The sequence below is a fragment of the Dolichospermum heterosporum TAC447 genome (assembly GCF_024584745.1).
GTDB lineage: Bacteria > Cyanobacteriota > Cyanobacteriia > Cyanobacteriales > Nostocaceae > Dolichospermum > Dolichospermum heterosporum.
In genome coordinates this window covers 4682349-4699853 of sequence record NZ_CP099464.1, presented here as the reverse complement: position 1 = coordinate 4699853, position 17505 = coordinate 4682349, and the positions used below count along the sequence as shown (strand labels likewise).

Here is a 17505-nt window from a genome sequence, read left to right as displayed (position 1 = left end):
GCGATCACTAATCGCTCTGTAGGAATAGCTAACTTATTATTTCTCTTTGTTTTATTCCTTTGAAAAATCCGTTAAAATAATATTGGTCTGATCAATCTAGGTAAATGATTATGAGATGGGAAGAAGTTTGTGAAAATAAACAATTACAAGATTTACCTTTCAAAATTGAATTAAATAAATGGGGACAAATTGTCATGAGTCCTGTAAAAATTAAACACTCTTTTTATCAAGGAAGAATCCAACGACTATTAGAATCTTTATTAAAAACTGGCGAAGTCATGCCAGAATGTGCAATCAATACATCAGACGGCGTTAAAGTTGCTGATGTCGTTTGGTGTTCAGATACAAGATTTGATCAAATTCAAGATGAAATATCAGCTTCCATAGCACCAGAAATTTGTATAGAAGTTAAATCTACGGGCAATACTATTGATGAAATGGAATTTAAGAAACAATTATATTTAGAAGCTCAAGCAATTGAAGTATGGTTATGTAATGAACAAGGTGAAATCAGGTTCTATAATCAACAAGGTGAATTAGAAAACTCTTTGTTAGTTCCTGACTTTCCTCAACAAATTAAACGCTAATCTGCTGAACTTTGTTGTATCTATCACCTTTCACCTACAGTCCACCAAGCTAAAGCATAAGGTTGAGTAGCTTCATTCACCTGCTTCTTGAATTGCACCCGAATCTTATAGTTACCATTAGTAGGAACTGGACAAAAAATATGTTCCACACTATCAACTTCACTCACAGAATCACAAACCACAACTTCATTATTTTTCCCATTTTCCTTAACTAAATAGACATCAAGATTATTTAATCCTTTATCTATAAATGTTTCCCCTATATCATATTCCTGATTATTATCTTTATCATTCAACTCCACCAAACGATCCCAACTTAAACTAATAGCCACAAAACTATTTTGTTTCAAACCCTTTTCCAAAGCATATTCCTTAAAAGAATTAGCATTAACAGTACCATAATCCCAACCAATAGGCGGAACTGGTGTATTAGGTTTCCATTCACCACCATTCAACTGTTGATAAGCTCGAAAAGCATTTAAATGACCTGCTCCCATTTGAGCATCCAGGGGAATTTTGGAATTTTTATACGCATTAGAAACTAACCAATCTTGATTTTGTTTATCAATTAAAGTCCTCGTCATTCCCAACCGTAAACCATCACCACTATCTTGAATCTTGTCCGCAGAATTAAGTAATATTGCTTTCATGACCTGATGACGACGAGCATCAATAGTCCAATTTGCTTGTTTAATTCGTAACTGTCTATCCACAAATTCCTGTAATAAAGCCACAGTAGCCGTAACTTGCGGTGCAGCAAAACTCGTACCTGTAGATTTATTTAACTTACCATCAGGATTAAGTAAAGGAATATTCGTCCCAGGAGCAACCAAACTAATTGCACTTCTCCCCCCAATATTAAATTCCTTCCCTGCTAAACGATTTTCTATACCTTGATTAATACTCGCCAAATTAGAAACGTGAACTTTATTAAAAATTCCCTCGCGTTCTGAAGAAAAAGCCACATTAATTGCGTTAAAATTATCTGTAGGAATGGGAATCCCGCCTTTGCCTTGATTACCAGCAATGGAATAGACAACATCATGAACACGGCTAGACCAGTCAATACATAATGTTAGTAAAGCATTACCATCTAACATAGCTTCTGGTCGAGGATCACGTTCCAGAGGTTCACCAAAACTAAAATTAATCGCCCGCACATCACGACCATTTTGTAAAGCAATATGTTGTGCTGACAGACACTCCTCTGGTTGACCGATTTTTTTTGTAGATCCGACAGCAGAAGAATACAGTCGCGCATTTGGTGATACACCAGGAAAAGCCTTATCTTGACTCACCATCACACCAGAAACATTATAAGCATGAGGATCAACACCAACATTCGACTTAGCCGGGACATTGCGTGAAAACACTGCAAATGGAGATACAGCCCGATTTTTAGATACGGCTTTATCCCAGCCAAACATCCCCGGACGACCAATTTCTACTTGGCCAATAGCAATTTTCCGCCCAGTCAAATTATAAGGGGCTTGATGTAGTTTCAGCGCATCAATACCGTTAGCACCTAAAAAATTAGCAAACTTGACACCAGCAAAGACGGGTACAGTCAAGCAGGAAAAACCTAAACTCCAAAAAATTAGCCAATTTTTATTCATAACCGCTTGTTACTCCCTTCCCAAATCAAGATTTATCTTCTTCCTTCCTTTCTTCGTGTCCTTCGTCCCTATATCCCTCCGGGACGCTGCGCGAACGTGGTTCATTTAATCCATATTGTTCCAGAGGGAAAGGAGAAAAGAGAGAGAAATTTTATTTAAAATTTTCATTTTTGAATTAATTTTTAATAATTTCTCCATATTTTGTTACAATGCCTACAGACGAAGACGCTTAAAACCCACTAGCCATGACCCAAAATTCATCTCAAAAGCCTATAGTTATCTCTCCATCCATCCTATCAGCAGATTTTAGCCGTCTGGGTGACGATATTCGCGCCGTAGACAAAGCAGGAGCAGATTGGATTCACGTTGATGTAATGGATGGACGTTTTGTCCCTAATATTACAATAGGTCCTCTGATTGTGGAGGCGATTCGTCCAGTTACAACCAAACCACTGGATGTCCACTTGATGATTGTGGAACCAGAAAAGTATGTAGAAGGTTTTGCTAAAGCTGGTGCTGATATTATTTCTATCCACGCAGAACACAACGCATCTCCTCACCTGCACCGCACTCTCGGACAAATCAGAGAACTCGGTAAGAAAGCTGGGGTTGTACTCAATCCGGGTACACCTTTGGAGTTAATTGAATATGTCCTAGAATTGTGCGATTTAGTGCTAATTATGAGCGTTAACCCCGGTTTCGGTGGTCAAAGCTTTATTCCTAGCGTAGTTCCTAAAATCCGCAAGTTGCGTCAAATGTGCGATGAACGCGGTTTAGATCCTTGGATTGAAGTTGACGGGGGACTAAAAGCTAATAATACTTGGCAAGTTTTGGAAGCTGGCGCTAATGCAATCGTAGCAGGTTCGGCTGTGTTCAATGCTCCTGATTATGCTGAGGCGATTACCAATATCCGTAACAGTAAGCGTCCGACTCCAGAATTAGCTGCTGTTTAATTTAATACTTGTGATTAAGTAAGACTCAGATCCCCGACTTCTTTGAGAAGTCGGGGATCTATTTTTAACGAATTGACAGAGTTTTAGATTAACTAATCAAGCAATCAGGTGTCAGATTGAAGGTTAGGCAGTGGCCGCAAATCGCACAACCAAAACAATCAACCTTGAATCTTGAACGTATACTGAGAGGGAAAATCGCGTTAAATAAGGGTTTTATCTGAAATTCTGTTCAGAAATCAAATAAGAGTCCTATCGTATGCCGAACTATTAATTAAACATCAAAACTATGTTCAAAAATAAAGGCAAAAAGCCAGACATTATGAAAAATACCTAAAATGTTAATAAATGATGCCAGTATTTATTACGGGATAAGGGTTTTAGTTGTATCTTGGGTAATCTGTTGACAATCTCTTATGATTATGTCAACATATAATAAACACAATAGTCGGTTTTTGCAAAAAATTCCGTTGACAAACACCCACGTTGAGCGCTACTCTTAGAACGTGGGTGTAATAGAGCTTTTTAGTTAACATCTATACATTCATTAAATTAAATGCCAGCCTAGCTGGTAGCCACGCTGACAGTCATTTTTAATATACTTTTTCTGATTTTGGCGAATCAGGAACTCCAATTCCTTACAATAAATAGGAGTCAAATTTATTATGGCACAAAAAGCTAATGTTCAACCACTTCATTTTGCAATTAGCAACTTTGAAGTTTTGGAACATCTAGAAATCACAGTCAAGGTAGACTTGGGACTCATTAACCAAGCACTTCCCAAGAAATCTCTCACTGTTACAGAGATAGCCTACCATCTTAGTCAAAGGACTGGAGAAAACTGGACTTCTCGCCGTGTTAATGAAATGCTGGAAGATACGAATTACCAGCAAAAGCATTATTGGCAATGGGAACCCACCATTAAAGGTAAGCAGTTTGCAGACTTCAGTAGTCGAGTTCTCAAATGGAGTCCAGAAGTCATTAACTTAATTTTGCAACAACAACCTCAGCAGTTGCGGTTAGCTGTCTAAAGCATATTTTTGAAGCTTGATTTCGCTTCATATTCTTCCTTATGAGACTTACTATTTGCGTGAGTCTCTGACGGGGATATATTGACACACGCTTAATTATCACCCCCGGAATATGTGGAGGAAAACCCACGGCTGGACATCGCATCAAAGTTCAAGATATTGTAATTTGGCATGAAAGGATGGGAATGTCGCCTGATGAAATTATTTATCAACATCCTAGTATTACTTTATCAGATGTTTATGCGGCTTTAGCCTATTATCATGATCATCGAGAAGAAATTAGACAACACATTGAAGAGGGCGAAACTTTCGGTATTATTTATCCCACCTTCCGCACCCCCTGGTGTCACAATCGGTAATTATGGCTAACGCCACGCTCCGCTATCGGATTTTTGAATACCTTGGAGGACAGTTTTTATACAAAATTTGGGAAATTTCAGATAGCGATAGCGAAGCGCTGCTGCAAGCAGTTCGCCAATCCCAAATCCCCAAACGACCAATTTTCGTTGTGTGACAGTTGAGGGTGCGGGAGGTGGGATACAAAGAATAAGTTCAAAGCCTCTCCAGTATTAAATATTATTCCTTTTCCCTCTCCTCTTAGGAGAGGGTTAGGGAGAGGTGCGGGGAGAGGTTTACCAGAGGGGTTTCATATTTGGTTAAACTATGAACCGTTTGCAGTATAAATTATTAATAATGGTGCGTTACGCTGTCGCTAACACACCCTACTGTAGAGTGGCAAAATCAAATTTTCGATGATTATGGTGTTTCTGGAAATGTTTGCACCTTGCTATCAGGACTGAGGATAACTCGGATTCTCAAGTTTTGCCCAGCTTTATTACTAGAAACAAAGGGTTTGCCAATTTCGGGAATACCACTACTATCAATGTATTCTCTGGCGACTTGATTTAATGGTAAAATTCTCTCGATTTTGCCGTCAATACTCAATGTTAAACTATATTCTAGAGTTTGAGAAAGTCCGGTTGGTGGTTGCCAACGCTTGTTGAGGTATTCTCTCGCTTCTGCTATTTGAGGTGTATCAAATAACGTTTTATTATCAGTAGATGGGGTATCTGAGGTGGGTTTGGTTGCGGTTCTTAATCTGCTTGCTAAACTATCTTGATTTTCTATTGGAGATGCCTGTTCTGGGATAGTATTTCCGGCAACACTTGGCAATAATTCCGCAGCAGCAGGGGTGGGAATTAGGTTCGGAATATTACTCAAATTGTTGTTGGGGATGGTGGCAATAGACTGGGATGGTTGGGTAATCTCAGATGGTACATTCTTGGATTTGGGGGGATTTATTCCTTTTTTATTGAGAATAGTTGAAGCATTTGGGATGGCTTTTGTTACTTTTGTGATGTTGGAATTGGGGATGATGGCTGGTAAGGGATAGGAGGAAGTATCGGATGGTATGGTTAATGGCGGTTGAGATGTTTGTGATGGTGCGGCTGGGATGGTTGCATTAGGAAAGGAAAGGGGTGGTGCGGGGGTACTCAGGTTAGGAAGTGGTGGTGTTAGTTGGGGTTGAGGGGTGATTAACGGCAGGGACGGTGTTGGTATAGGATCTTGTCGAGTAGGTTCTATAGCAACTGGTTCGGGAGACTGGAGGGCGTTTTTGGCGACTTTCTGGCGATTTTTCTGAATGTTATTGGCATATTGCCAGGTAAATGGTGTTAAACCGGCTGCTAATACTAAGACTGCGGCGATAGGGGCCCACTGAGGTAGACTCGGTTTAATAATTTGATGGCTGGTAGTTGGTAAGACGACCATATCAGATGAGTATTCGTCTAAAGCTGTTGCTAAATCAAATAGTTGTAGTAAACTCAGTTCAATTACTTGTCCAGATGTTTCGTTAGCAAGATCACCAAAAAAGAGTTGATGAGTTAAATTATGACTGGGTTCTAAATATGCTTTTGTTTGGGAAGTTTGGGTTTTAAAGGATGGGATATTTTGGGTAGGAAGGAGAGATGGGAGAATGTCTGTTAATTCTGGTTCTGATGTTGCGTGGGGATGATCACTGCCTAATAAGGTAATACTAAAATCTTCCGCAGATTGTTGCAGAATCTGTTGAACGTAGGTGGTAACGGTATCACATAAAATTTCTAGTTGCTGGCGATCGCCCTCAACGATTATTGTACTTGCTTCTGGTAGTCGCGGGTCATCAAATCGCAAGCTAAAACTGAGATCACTAATCACCGTTTTGTCTGTCCACCTTGACAAAGGGGAATTTTGCGCTGATATTTCTAATGTACAAGTCGGGGGGGTGTAGCGACGAATTACAGAATTGGATGGAGACATAACAACAATTACAAAGAAAAAAATAGTTATTTTGGATTTTAGATGGGGAATGAAAATCAAAAATCCCAAATTATTTTGTGGAAAGGTCTATGAGTGCTAACCACAACCGCCGATGTCCACCAGATGCACTATAAAAGAGTAAATTTATTAACAGTTTGAGGGCGAGGTTGGTAAGCAAATCTGTTGAAGTTGCTTCTTCCTCTTCCATCCGGTCTTGGTAGGTATTACAAAAAGCGTCTATATAGTCTCCTAATAGGGCGGCTTGGTGAGGTTTTTGCTTATTTGCTGTCAATTGTTCTAATAAACCTACAGCCCGACGAATTAATTCTTGGTGTTGTTTGGCGAGATAGCAGATAATGAGAACTAGCGATCGCGCTTCTTCCACATCTAACTTTTTCCGTCCCCCTTGACTTTTGCGGAGGGGATTGGATTGCCGCAATCGCCACAATGCCACCCGATCTGGTACTTTGGATTCTAAGTTCAGACTAACTGCGGCTGACAGCATGGCTTCTGAACCAATACCAGTTAAGGTTTCTAGGGCTAATAGCACTAAATCTAACTGAGTTTTAATATTTTCCCATTGAGTTGTGTTTGGGACTGGGATTTGGTTTAAATCCTCCCAATGTGATTTTGGTATAGTCGGATTGGCGGTTGAGTGCATAACTTTTAGCATAAATGATCAGGCTTAAAGAAGCTGTGACTGTTACCTATTTGGAAACGAGATTTGTCATTTGTCATTTGTCATTTGTCATTTGTCATTTGTCATTTGTCATTGGTCATTGGTCAGTTGTTATCTTCTCCCTGCCTCCCCTGCCTCCCCTACCTCCCCTACCTCCCCTACCTCCCCTACCTCCCCTACCTCCCCTACCTCCCCTACCTCCCCTACCTCCCCTACCTCCCCTGCTATATGATATGGGCAACGGTGACACCAGTACCACCATCGGCTTGTTCTGCTGGTTCGTAGTGAGTAACTCTGGAGTGTTGTTGTAAAAAAGCGTGAACTCCTTGCTTAAGTTTACCAGTACCGTGTCCATGAATAATCCATAGGGGTCCAGCGGCTTCAGAAATAGCTTTGTCTAAGATATATTCGGCATCAGATACTCGTTTTCCGCGCAAATCCACAGTATTTTTGGAAGTACGAATAGCTGGTGCAGGTGGTGGTGTAACTATCGTTGGGGCTGGTTTTGGTTTAACTATGGGTTCGGGTTTTTGTCCATCTAAGGATTCTATATCTTGGAGTTGGACTGTCATTTTCATGATGCCAAAACGGACATTAAAGTTGCCGTCAGCATCGGGAATTGTTAAAACTTCGGCGGTTTGCCCTAATTTGGGAATTCGCACGCGATCGCCCACTTTCGGCATAAACCCAGGTTTAGGTTTAGGTGGTAGTGCAGGTTCGTATTTTTGGGCAATTTGATTGAGGTTGGTGGTGGCTTGTTGGGCATCTTGGGCGTTAGGTGTGCCTTTTTGCAAGCGGCGGATTACTTGGGCAATTTCGCCTTTGGCTTGGGTAATTGCTTGTTGAACGGCGATTTCTTGGGAAGCCCGCAAATCTTTTTCTCTGGCTTCTAAGGACGCGGCTTTGTCAGAAACTTCTTTATATAATCTTTCGGCTTGACGTAATAATTTTTGGGCTTCGGCGGCTTTTGTTTCCTGATTGCGACGTTGGGCTTCTAAACCGGCAATGACTTGGTTTACCTCGTCTGTGGCTTCTCCCACTTGAGTTTTCGCTGCTGCTACTACCTCTGGTTTTAAGCCTAAACGCAAGGCAATACTCAGGGCGTTAGAACGTCCAGGAATCCCCCACAATAGACGGTAAGTGGGTGAAAGTGTGGTTTCGTTAAATTCTACGGAAGCATTTTCAAACCGAGGATCTTCGTATTTTAATGCCTTGAGTTCGCCAAAGTGGGTACTAGCCATTGTTAGCTGAGTATGATTGGCGAGATATTTCAGTAAAGCGATCGCTAATGCACTTCCTTCAACGGGATCTGTACCTGCACCAACTTCATCAAGTAGAACTAGGGACTGGGGATTGGGGACTGGGGACTGGGAACTGAGGATTGGTAGTTTTATTCCTTCTTCTTCCTCTTCTTTCTCCTGACTCCTGGGCGGGGTTTCCCCGCCCCTACCTCCTTCTTCTTCCTTTCTCCTGACTCCTGACTCCTGACTCCTGACTCCTTTCTCATCAATTGCTTCTAATATTCGACTAATGCGGCGAATATGCCCTGAAAATGTGGATAAACTCTGTTGTAAAGATTGTTCATCCCCAATATCAGCTAAAACTTGCGAAAACCAAGGCATTTCTACGGGTTCACGGGCGGGAACAAATAAACCTACTTTTGCCATGATAGCGGCTAATCCCAAGGTTTTTAAGGTGACAGTTTTTCCACCTGTATTGGGTCCGGTAATTGTAACTACCCGAATTTGGGGACTAATTAACAAATCTACAGGTACGACTGGATTTCCTTGTTCATGCTGCTGTTGCCAGACTAGCAAGGGGTGGCGCAGATTTCGCAAGGTGATAATTTCATTGTCTTCTCGATTCACAAAACGTGGGGGATTAGAACCTATCCACAGACTGTAACGGGATTTGGCAACTGCTAAGTCTAAGGTGGTGACAATAGCTAATAATCTTTCTAAGTCTGGGGTAACTGCGGCCACCTTCTCTGTTAAAGTCCGGCGAATTACTTCTGCTTCAGTTTGTTCTTTTCTGATGACTTGCCGCAGTTGATTACCCAATGGTACGACACTATTAGGCTCTATATACAGGGTTGCACCACTGGTAGAGGTGTCGTGAACAATGCCGGGAATTGCGTCCTTTTGGGGGGCTTTAACGGGGATAACAAAGCGATCGCTTCTTTGAGTAATTAACTGTTCTTGAATAGCACCCGATTTAGCTTGAATAATATTTTGGAGTTTTTGGGTGATTTGTCCACGAATTTTCCGCAATTCTATGCGAATTTCCCCCATTTTCTGACTAGCACGATCAGTTACTTGCCCCCGTTCGTCAATACAACGGTGGATTTCCTGTTCTAATTCGGGGTAAGTCCGCAATTGGGAAACTAAATCGGATAAAACCGGGACATTTTCTTGATTATCAATAACACGACGTAAATTTCTTGTTCCTGCCAAGGTAGTAGCGATCGCCAACAGTTCCTCACCAGGTAAAATACTTTGGAGTATTGCCCGTTCCAGGGAATCACCAATATCCTGTATTCCCTCAAAGGACAACCCTGGATGTAAACGACTTTCCAGTTCGTAAACTTCTTTGGTTTGCGCTAATAACTGTTCACTTTCTACCTGAGTTTCAGGAATCGGCAGGTTACGCGCAACTATCGCCCCTAACTTAGTTGCCGCAAAGGTGGAAAGGTGCTGGCACAGACGGGGCCACTCTAGTAATTCTAAGGTTTCAGATTGGATCAAGGTTTCAACAACAAATCTGAAATTATCGTAACAATTTTAGCCCCTAGAAGACTACATTTTCCAGGATAAAATTTTTCGGTGTCCATTCGTGGGGGAAGCAGGGGGAGAAGAGAGGTAGGGGAGGTGGGGGAGGTGGGGAGGTAGGGGGTAGGGGAGGTAGGGGAGGTAGGGGAAGTAGGGGAAGTAGGGGGGCAGGGGAGGGAAGAACAGAAGTTTTTTCCGTCAAATCCACATTCAGCATGAGTAACTTAGAGCTTTCTTAAGTAATTGGACAAAAATATTTACAGTCATTGCGAGCGAAGGGAAGCAATCACAACCCTTGGAATTGCTTCATTTCACTTCGTTCCATATGGCTAACGCCACGCTTCGCTAATCTCAGATATAGTGCCACAGTGTGGAGTTAAGACTTTACCTATTATTAATAAGGGTAAAACTTTCTATCCATACCAACAAAAAAACTTCGTGTCACCTGCTGAATGTATATCTGGCAAGCGTAATCGGGTTAACATAAAAGCTATTTATAGTGGTGAATATCCACTCTCTGTTGATTTTTATGTAGTGGTTAAGGAAAATGGTCAAAAAGAACAGCAAGCTGGTGAAGCGTATGCAAATCTACTTCAGACAGAACAAGGTAAAAACATGATAAGACAGCTTCAAGAAACCGGAGGTTTTGACAATTAAGCAATTACAATTTTTTAATTAATGATGCAACAGGAAAAATTTATTTTTTACAATCAGGCGATCGCATAAACAATAACATCTTCTTAGTCAAAGTTCAACAAAAACCTGGAATTGACAAATACGAGTTTGTGCCGATTCCTTAATTTTACAACTTTACCGAATAGCAATTACAAATTATCCTTAACCCAACTTCTAAAATTCCGCATAGCCTGACTTCTCCCAATAGTTAAACACTGCCGTACATACTCATTAACTAATTCGACAATGGGAATATTAGGAAAATTAGGACTAAATGAAGATTTTATATATTTCCCTGACTGTAACAAGAAAATCTCCAAACCTTGTTGTTGATATCGCCACAGTTCAGGAACTCCCAAAATTGCATAATTGTCAAATCGAGTCCGAGAAGTAATATCAATTTCAATAGCTAAATCTGGTGGTGGATCTATATTTAAATCAATCCGATTTTTGCCAATTACAGCAGCTTGATTTTGAATATAAAAACTAGTATCTGGTTCTACAGCTTGCTGCATTCGCTTATTTTTAAGTGTTGTCGAACCAAAAGGCTCAAAATCAATTTCCAATTTATCTAATAAAAGTTTAACTAAATCACTAATAAGTTCTTTATCTTTTTCGTGTTCAGGTAAAGGAACCATAATTTCTAACCAACCATCACTATAAGAAATACGCGCCGCACGCCTTTCTCCCATTTCCTCCAAAATCTTTTCTAACTGCTGCCAACTAATATCCTTGAGTAACATTTGTTGACCTGGATTGACAATAATTTGTTGCAGTTCTAAAAGCATATCGCCTCAAAGATTATCCAATTTTTTAAGAATTATCTTTCTTTATAATATGACCATTCACCCCTAGAATTGGTATTTCCTGTAAAATTAACATCTGAGAACCGTTAAACAGGAGAAACCAGGCGTGCCTACACTCGGTGTTAATATTGACCATATCGCTACCATTCGTCAAGCACGGCGGACAGTAGAACCAGACCCCATAGCAGCAGCAGTATTAGCAGAATTAGCAGGTGCTGATGGCATTACCGCCCATTTGCGCGAAGATAGAAGACATATTCAAGATCGAGACGTACGGCTATTGCGACAAACAGTGAGAACCCATTTAAACTTAGAAATGGCAGCAACCCCGGAAATGTTAGCGATCGCCCTAGATATCAAACCCGATTATGTTACCCTAGTACCAGAAAAACGGGAGGAAGTAACAACAGAAGGTGGTTTAAATATTGTTGGACAAATTGCTAGAATAGGGGAGATAGTTGATAAATTGCAAAACGCCGGCATTCCCGTTAGTTTGTTTATTGATGCCGAACCACCACAAATTCAGGCATCTGTCAAAGTAAAAGCCAAATTTATTGAACTACATACAGGGCAATATGCGGAAGCCAAAGACGAAACAACTCGGCAAAAAGAACTAACTTTATTAGCTCAAGGCTGTGAACAAGCCATTAAAGCTGGGTTGCGGGTGAATGCCGGTCATGGACTCACCTACTGGAATGTTTACCCCATTGCCGCCCTTCCAGGCATGGAGGAACTCAATATTGGTCATACTATCATCAGTCGGGCAGCTTTAGTAGGTATGGAAAGAGCCGTCCGGGAAATGAAAGAAGCAATGCGGGGTAATTGGTAATTGGTCAGTTGTCAGTTGTCAGTTGTCAGTTGTCAGTTGTCTAATATTTCTCTCCCCTATTACCCAGTCCCCAGTCCCCAGTCCCCAGTCCCCAGTCCTAGAGGGGTGTTAGCTGCGAAATCCTCACAAGTCAAATTAGCAACTTCGACCTACTATGACTTCTCAACAGTCTAACAACCTGCCCCTATGGGTACAAGATAGAGCTAAAGTAATTGCAGCCAGCACAGATGCTCAATGGCGTTATCAAAAAGCCCCTGACTATAGCCGTTCTCAGCAAAACCTAGCAAAAGAGAGTATCCACCATCATCTAGAAGGTACACTGGAAGCAATTGTCGAAAATCTCGTCAGAACCTTTGAAATGGAAGTGTCATGGAAAACTAACCCCACACAGTGGTTATCTATCGTCAATGACAAATTCCGGGTAACAAGTAATGGGGGTCAAGAATACACCGCCGCCGAGTTAGGTAAATCAGGTACTTATAATTTATTTATGGCTGATTCTGAACATTACAAAGCTTCAGAGGAAAGTTTTGAATCTTCCCATGATATCTTTCATAGTACCTTTCCCCAAGGATTTCCCTGGGAAGTATTGGCAGTTTATTCAGGTCCCCCAAATGTTACATTTAAATGGAGACACTGGGGACATTTTCAGGGTAAATATAAAGATTATGCACCCACAGGCAAAACAGTTGAAATTATCGGTATGAGTGTTGCTCATGTCACCGAAGATTTAAAAATTGTTTCCTTAGAACACTATTTTGATAATGCCCTATTCTTAGAAAGCCTGACAGCAGGTGGCAAACTAGAAAATAGTGAAAATAAGGGCAGTGGTTGTCCTTTTGGTTCTTGGTTTCAGGGATTGAAGAAAAGTTAATTGCTCAGGGTACAGATTCAACACTGTAAGTAATTGGACAAAAATATTTACAGTCATTGCGAGGGAAGGGAAGCAATCACAACCCTTGGAATTGCTTCATTTCACTTCGTTCCCTATGGCTAACGCCACGCTGCGCTTACGCAATAACATTGTGTAATTAATTCTGTCTCACTACTTACCCTAATTAGATCCCCAACTTCTTCTTTGATGATTTCAATAAATCAGGATTTAGGCAACTGGCACATTAGTAGGGTGCGTCAGATATCAACAATCTGTTTATTTGCATGATTTATGCAGTCTGACGCACTCTACAACAGATTTTTAGTGTATACTGCAAGCGGTTCATAGTTTAACCAAATATGAAACCCCTCTGGTAAACCTCTCCTTTGCACCTCTCCCTAGCCCTCTCCTAAGAGGAGAGGGAAAAGGAATAATATTTAATACTGGAGAGGCTTTGAACCTTGTTCTTTGTATGATAAAAAAGTCCAGCTTCTAGCTGTTTTGAGTATAACACTTACGAAAGTTCTATGAATCAATACTAGAAGTCGGGAATCTCACGCCGCACCATACAATTATAGATTAGTCAGCAAGCAAGGAAAATGAAAACATACTATTACGTTTTGGCCAGTCAACACTTTCTTATGGAAGAAGAACCGATAGAAGAAGTTCTCAAAGAACGGACTCGTAATTATCATGAACAAGAAAAAGAAATTGATTTTTGGTTAGTTAAGCAACCCGCTTTTTTGGAAGCAGCAGAAATGAAAGATATTAAAAAGAAATGTCCTCAACCTGCGGCAGCTATTATTTCCACCAATGCCCAATTTATTACCTGGCTAAAACTGCGGTTAGAGTATGTGATTACTGGCGAATTTTCCGCCCCTTCTGATAGCATACCCAATCCCTTAGCATCTCTCAGTACAGTTTCTTAATAGGGAACAGGGGGCAGGGGGCAGGGGGCAGGGGGAATATATTTCTCAATTACCAATTACCAATTACCAATTACCAATTACCAATTACCAATTACCAATTACCAATTACCAATTACCAATTACCAATTTATGCAAATATTAAAAATCTTACCAAGTGTGTTATTACTGTCGGTAGTCCCTTTAATTAGTAATATTAATCCTGGTATTGCTCAACAAAATCTTACTAATTGTCAACCACCAAATGCAGGAGAATATCTATTGTTGGTAGTCAGTCCTACAACTGAAAATCAAAAGCAGTTGCGTAGTGCATTACCGACTGAATTAAAAACAGTTATTTGTAAATATAACAATCAAAAAGTAACGCGGATTGGTGGATTTAGAAAGATTGATGATGCCAATCGCTGGGCAAGGTATATTCAGAATATAGTTGGTTTATCTGCCATTATCGCCACTCTTCCTATACAGCAAACACCTCAGCAATTACCACAAACAACTCCAAAAGTACCAAATTCAAAAATCAGCTACAACCCCAAAATATTAGGGGAAGGTTATGCAATTCTGGTTGATTATTTCAACCGTCCAGAAATGGTTAGTAGCTTACAAAAATCCGTAGGAGGTGATGTGGGTTTTGTCTCCTATGGACAACGCCCTTACTTATTAGCAGTTTATACTACCAACCAAAAAGAAGCATATAACACATTACAAAGACTCAGCGAAACTGGCTTTGTGGCTATCTTAGCAGATGGTCGGAAAGTAGTGTTACTACGCTCAACTGTCCGTTGATGGTTGTCCGTTGTTTGTTAACTAATGACCAATGACTAATGACCAATGACTAATGACCAATGACTAATATACAGCCCGCGCTAACCAAGAAATAGCTACACCTAAAACTGAACCAGCGATAACTTGAACTGGTGTATGTCCTAATAATTCCTTGAGACGGTCTTGGGAAAAGTCGGGTTTTTCATGGAATAATTCATCAATCATTTGATTGAGGATTTTTGCTTGCTTGCCGGCAGCTTGACGCACTCCAGCGGCATCGTACATAACGATGATAGCAAAAACTGTAGCTAGAGCAAATTCTGGGGATGCCCAACCTAAAGTCTGACCTACACCGTCTGCTAGGGCTGTTACTAGGGCTGAATGGGCGCTGGGCATACCTCCAGTAGTCACTAAAACACGTACATTGAATTTGCGATGTTTAATTAGCTCAACGATAAGCTTTAATCCTTGAGCTACAAAACAAGCTACAAGCGCAACCAGCAGTACGCGGTTGTTGATAATTTCGCCTATGTCCTGCATGGTATTTTGGTGAAGTTAGTAAGTGTGAGTAGTAGTAGTGAGGAGTCACCAATCCAAAATCCAAAATCTAAAATCCAAAATCAGATTTAGTGATTACGACTGGTGATAAAGTGGGCGAGCGCTTGCAAAGGAATGGCTTTTTCACCATAGGATTCTAATTCAGCACAAGCTTCAGCAACCAGTTGTTGAGCTTTGGCGCGAGATTCTTCAATTCCCCACAGACTAGGATAGGTAACTTTCTGGGCTGTGAGGTCTTTCCCAGCGGTTTTACCCAACTGCTCTTGGGTAGCAGTGATATCTAGAATATCATCAATGATTTGGAAAGCCAGACCAATATTTTGAGAATAACGAGTTAATTTTTGCACATCTTCAGCGGATGCACCAGCAATAATTCCCCCACAAACTACGCAAGCTTCTAACAGGGCTGCTGTTTTATGATTATGAATAAAATTCAGGGTTTCTAAGGAAATATCGGATTTACCTTCGGATTCTAAATCTACTACCTGACCACCGACTAAGCCAGCCGCGCCTAATGCTTTACCCAGGCGAATGATGACTTGTAATACTCTATCTCTGGGTACATTTGCAGGAGTTTGGGCGGCTACGTGTTCAAAGGCTAAAGCCAATAAACCGTCTCCTGCCAAAATAGCGACATCTTCACCATAAACTTTATGATTTGTGAGTTTACCGCGACGATAATCATCATTATCCATTGCGGGTAAATCATCATGAATCAATGACATGGTATGGATCATTTCTACGGCACAGGCTGTAGGCATGGCCATTTCTATTGTGCCACCAATCATGTCAGCCGTAGCGAGACAGAGAATAGGACGAACTCGTTTACCTCCAGCTAAGAGTGAGTAGCGCATGGCTTCATAAATCTTTTCTGGATAAACGACGGTAATGGAATTGTCCAAAGCCTGTTCGCAAAGCTGTTGTCGTTCTTTGAGATAGGTAGCGAGGTTAAAACTAGCCGATTCTGATTTTTTTGGGGTTTCCAATCTTTTATCCGTTGCTACCATGCTTTGTATTCCTCTTGACTTTTGAAAATATTGGGTTGTTTGTGATCTATGTACCAATTTTACGGGGGTTTGGGGCGGAAACACTCACCGAATTTTGGATTTTAGATTTTGGATTTTGGATTTAAAATCTTAAAGAGTTTCAAGTCCCCGAATTTATGCGGGGAATAAATCTAAAATCCGCTGTTGATTCCCGTTGTACTGAGGAATCATGAATATTCATAAAAATTATTTCTCAGTTGCCTGTTGTTTGTAAATAGCTAGAAACAGTATTTTGCAATAACATGGCTACTGTCATCGGACCAATACCACCGGGAACAGGGGTAATATATTCTGCCACATTAGCGATCGCTTCAAATTGAATATCACCAACTAACCGACTTTTACCATTACTATCTGTAACCCGGTTTATTCCCACATCTACCACAATTGCGCCCGACTTTACCATATCAGCACTAATCATGCCGGGAATACCGGTGGCAGCAATCAAGATATCAGCATCTTTGGTAATATCTTGCAAATCCTGGGTTTTAGAATGGGCAATGGTAACTGTAGCATTAGCTTCTAGTAGCATCAAAGCCATCGGTTTACCTACTAAAATACTCCGTCCTACAACCACAGCTTTTTTGCCCTGTAAAGGAATTTTATATTCTGCTAACAATCGCATCACACCGGCAGGAGTACAACTGCGTAAACCTGTTTCACCTCGCACCAGTCGTCCTAAGTTCACGGGGTGGAGTCCGTCAGCGTCTTTATCCGGTGCAATTTGATGTAATAGACTGACAGCATCTAAATGATTGGGAAGGGGTAACTGGACTAAAATCCCGTCTACTCTTTCATCTTCGTTGAGTTGGGCAATTACTTCCTCTAATTCAGTTTGGCTGGTTTGGCTAGGAAAGTGGTTACCGAAAGAGGCGATTCCGACTTTAGCACAGGATTTTTCTTTGTTACGAACATAAGCGGCTGAGGCTGGGTTATCTCCCACCATTAATACCGCTAATCCAGGCGATCGCCCAATTTTAGCTTGTAATTTGCTAATTGTCTCGCTAAGTTCTTGCTGAATTTTATCGGCTAATGCCTTACCATCGAGGATTTTCGCAGTTTGTTTCATAAGGGAAATAGGTGACAGGTTACAGGTG

17 protein-coding genes are annotated in these 17505 nt (G+C 40.9%); 9 read left to right on the top strand and 8 right to left on the bottom strand.

What is annotated here, in order from left to right; translation table 11 throughout:
* Nucleotides 1–110 precede the first annotated feature (110 nt).
* Nucleotides 111–587 carry a Uma2 family endonuclease gene (locus NG743_RS21320; protein ID WP_027401921.1) on the top strand — a complete coding sequence of 159 codons (477 nt, stop codon included), beginning with the start codon at nt 111–113 and terminating at the stop codon, nt 585–587.
* A gap of 23 nt (nt 588–610) precedes the next feature.
* Here the strand turns inward: NG743_RS21320 and NG743_RS21315 are convergent, their stop codons facing one another.
* On the bottom strand, nt 611–2203 hold the full coding sequence (locus NG743_RS21315) for a S8 family serine peptidase (RefSeq protein ID WP_257120842.1): 1593 nt from the start codon (nt 2201–2203) through the stop codon (nt 611–613).
* A 245-nt stretch (nt 2204–2448) separates the two neighbouring features.
* On the opposite strand from NG743_RS21315, the gene rpe reads away from it, so the two are divergent.
* The 3 genes from rpe (at nt 2449) to NG743_RS21300 (ending at nt 4543) form a co-directional block, all read left to right on the top strand.
* Nucleotides 2449–3156 carry a ribulose-phosphate 3-epimerase gene (rpe, locus tag NG743_RS21310; RefSeq protein ID WP_027401923.1) on the top strand — a complete coding sequence of 236 codons (708 nt, stop codon included), beginning with the start codon at nt 2449–2451 and terminating at the stop codon, nt 3154–3156.
* Between the two features lie 662 nt (nt 3157–3818).
* Nucleotides 3819–4184: a hypothetical protein gene (locus NG743_RS21305; protein WP_257120841.1), complete on the top strand. Its 366-nt coding sequence runs from the start codon at nt 3819–3821 to the stop codon at nt 4182–4184.
* 80 nt (nt 4185–4264) lie between these two features.
* On the top strand, nt 4265–4543 hold the full coding sequence (locus NG743_RS21300; protein ID WP_257122169.1) for a DUF433 domain-containing protein: 279 nt from the start codon (nt 4265–4267) through the stop codon (nt 4541–4543).
* Between the two features lie 397 nt (nt 4544–4940).
* Here NG743_RS21300 and NG743_RS21295 read toward each other — a convergent pair whose 3' ends face one another.
* From NG743_RS21295 to NG743_RS21285, 3 genes are all read right to left on the bottom strand, one after another.
* Nucleotides 4941–6482, bottom strand: coding sequence for a DUF4335 domain-containing protein (locus NG743_RS21295; protein ID WP_257120840.1), 1542 nt, complete (start codon nt 6480–6482; stop codon nt 4941–4943).
* Between the two features lie 70 nt (nt 6483–6552).
* Nucleotides 6553–7155, bottom strand: coding sequence for a DUF3038 domain-containing protein (locus tag NG743_RS21290; protein ID WP_027401925.1), 603 nt, complete (start codon nt 7153–7155; stop codon nt 6553–6555).
* Nucleotides 7156–7385: 230 nt separating this feature from the next.
* The gene (locus NG743_RS21285; protein ID WP_257120839.1) at nt 7386–9905 is read right to left on the bottom strand and encodes an endonuclease MutS2; all 2520 of its coding nucleotides are present in this window, start codon (nt 9903–9905) and stop codon (nt 7386–7388) included.
* 462 nt (nt 9906–10367) lie between these two features.
* Between NG743_RS21285 and NG743_RS21280 the strand changes: the two genes are divergently transcribed.
* The gene (locus NG743_RS21280) at nt 10368–10586 is read left to right on the top strand and encodes a substrate-binding domain-containing protein (RefSeq protein ID WP_257120838.1); all 219 of its coding nucleotides are present in this window, start codon (nt 10368–10370) and stop codon (nt 10584–10586) included.
* A gap of 167 nt (nt 10587–10753) precedes the next feature.
* Here NG743_RS21280 and NG743_RS21275 read toward each other — a convergent pair whose 3' ends face one another.
* Nucleotides 10754–11392 (bottom strand): Uma2 family endonuclease, encoded by a 639-nt coding sequence (locus NG743_RS21275; RefSeq protein ID WP_257120837.1) that lies wholly within the window; start codon nt 11390–11392, stop codon nt 10754–10756.
* Nucleotides 11393–11516: 124 nt separating this feature from the next.
* Between NG743_RS21275 and NG743_RS21270 the strand changes: the two genes are divergently transcribed.
* The 4 genes from NG743_RS21270 (at nt 11517) to NG743_RS21255 (ending at nt 14825) form a co-directional block, all read left to right on the top strand.
* Nucleotides 11517–12239: a pyridoxine 5'-phosphate synthase gene (locus tag NG743_RS21270; RefSeq protein ID WP_027401929.1), complete on the top strand. Its 723-nt coding sequence runs from the start codon at nt 11517–11519 to the stop codon at nt 12237–12239.
* A gap of 154 nt (nt 12240–12393) precedes the next feature.
* The gene (locus NG743_RS21265) at nt 12394–13113 is read left to right on the top strand and encodes a nuclear transport factor 2 family protein (RefSeq protein WP_027401930.1); all 720 of its coding nucleotides are present in this window, start codon (nt 12394–12396) and stop codon (nt 13111–13113) included.
* Between the two features lie 599 nt (nt 13114–13712).
* Nucleotides 13713–14042 (top strand): MgPME-cyclase complex family protein, encoded by a 330-nt coding sequence (locus NG743_RS21260; protein ID WP_027401931.1) that lies wholly within the window; start codon nt 13713–13715, stop codon nt 14040–14042.
* 129 nt (nt 14043–14171) lie between these two features.
* Entirely contained in the window at nt 14172–14825 is a 654-nt protein-coding gene (locus tag NG743_RS21255) for a hypothetical protein (protein WP_257120836.1), read from the top strand.
* A gap of 63 nt (nt 14826–14888) precedes the next feature.
* On the opposite strand, the gene NG743_RS21250 is transcribed toward NG743_RS21255, so the two are convergent.
* The 3 genes from NG743_RS21250 to folD all read right to left on the bottom strand — a co-directional run bounded on the left by NG743_RS21250 (nt 14889) and on the right by folD (nt 17477).
* A complete protein-coding gene (locus NG743_RS21250) occupies nt 14889–15344 on the bottom strand; it encodes a divergent PAP2 family protein (RefSeq protein ID WP_027401933.1) in 456 nt (151 codons plus the stop codon).
* An 86-nt stretch (nt 15345–15430) separates the two neighbouring features.
* Nucleotides 15431–16369, bottom strand: coding sequence for a geranylgeranyl diphosphate synthase CrtE (gene crtE / locus NG743_RS21245; protein ID WP_027401934.1), 939 nt, complete (start codon nt 16367–16369; stop codon nt 15431–15433).
* A gap of 232 nt (nt 16370–16601) precedes the next feature.
* A complete protein-coding gene (folD, locus tag NG743_RS21240; protein WP_027401935.1) occupies nt 16602–17477 on the bottom strand; it encodes a bifunctional methylenetetrahydrofolate dehydrogenase/methenyltetrahydrofolate cyclohydrolase FolD in 876 nt (291 codons plus the stop codon).
* Nucleotides 17478–17505 lie beyond the last annotated feature (28 nt).

Coding starts and splice junctions, on each gene's coding strand:
- NG743_RS21295 (WP_257120840.1), bottom strand. CDS start 6,482: ATGTCTCCATCCAATTCTGTAATTCGTCGCTACACCCCCCCGACTTGT.
- NG743_RS21290 (WP_027401925.1), bottom strand. CDS start 7,155: ATGCTAAAAGTTATGCACTCAACCGCCAATCCGACTATACCAAAATCA.
- crtE (WP_027401934.1), bottom strand. CDS start 16,369: ATGGTAGCAACGGATAAAAGATTGGAAACCCCAAAAAAATCAGAATCG.
- NG743_RS21315 (WP_257120842.1), bottom strand. CDS start 2,203: ATGAATAAAAATTGGCTAATTTTTTGGAGTTTAGGTTTTTCCTGCTTG.
- NG743_RS21250 (WP_027401933.1), bottom strand. CDS start 15,344: ATGCAGGACATAGGCGAAATTATCAACAACCGCGTACTGCTGGTTGCG.
- NG743_RS21265 (WP_027401930.1), top strand. CDS start 12,394: ATGACTTCTCAACAGTCTAACAACCTGCCCCTATGGGTACAAGATAGA.
- NG743_RS21275 (WP_257120837.1), bottom strand. CDS start 11,392: ATGCTTTTAGAACTGCAACAAATTATTGTCAATCCAGGTCAACAAATG.
- NG743_RS21260 (WP_027401931.1), top strand. CDS start 13,713: ATGAAAACATACTATTACGTTTTGGCCAGTCAACACTTTCTTATGGAA.
- NG743_RS21305 (WP_257120841.1), top strand. CDS start 3,819: ATGGCACAAAAAGCTAATGTTCAACCACTTCATTTTGCAATTAGCAAC.
- NG743_RS21255 (WP_257120836.1), top strand. CDS start 14,172: ATGCAAATATTAAAAATCTTACCAAGTGTGTTATTACTGTCGGTAGTC.
- NG743_RS21320 (WP_027401921.1), top strand. CDS start 111: ATGAGATGGGAAGAAGTTTGTGAAAATAAACAATTACAAGATTTACCT.
- rpe (WP_027401923.1), top strand. CDS start 2,449: ATGACCCAAAATTCATCTCAAAAGCCTATAGTTATCTCTCCATCCATC.
- folD (WP_027401935.1), bottom strand. CDS start 17,477: ATGAAACAAACTGCGAAAATCCTCGATGGTAAGGCATTAGCCGATAAA.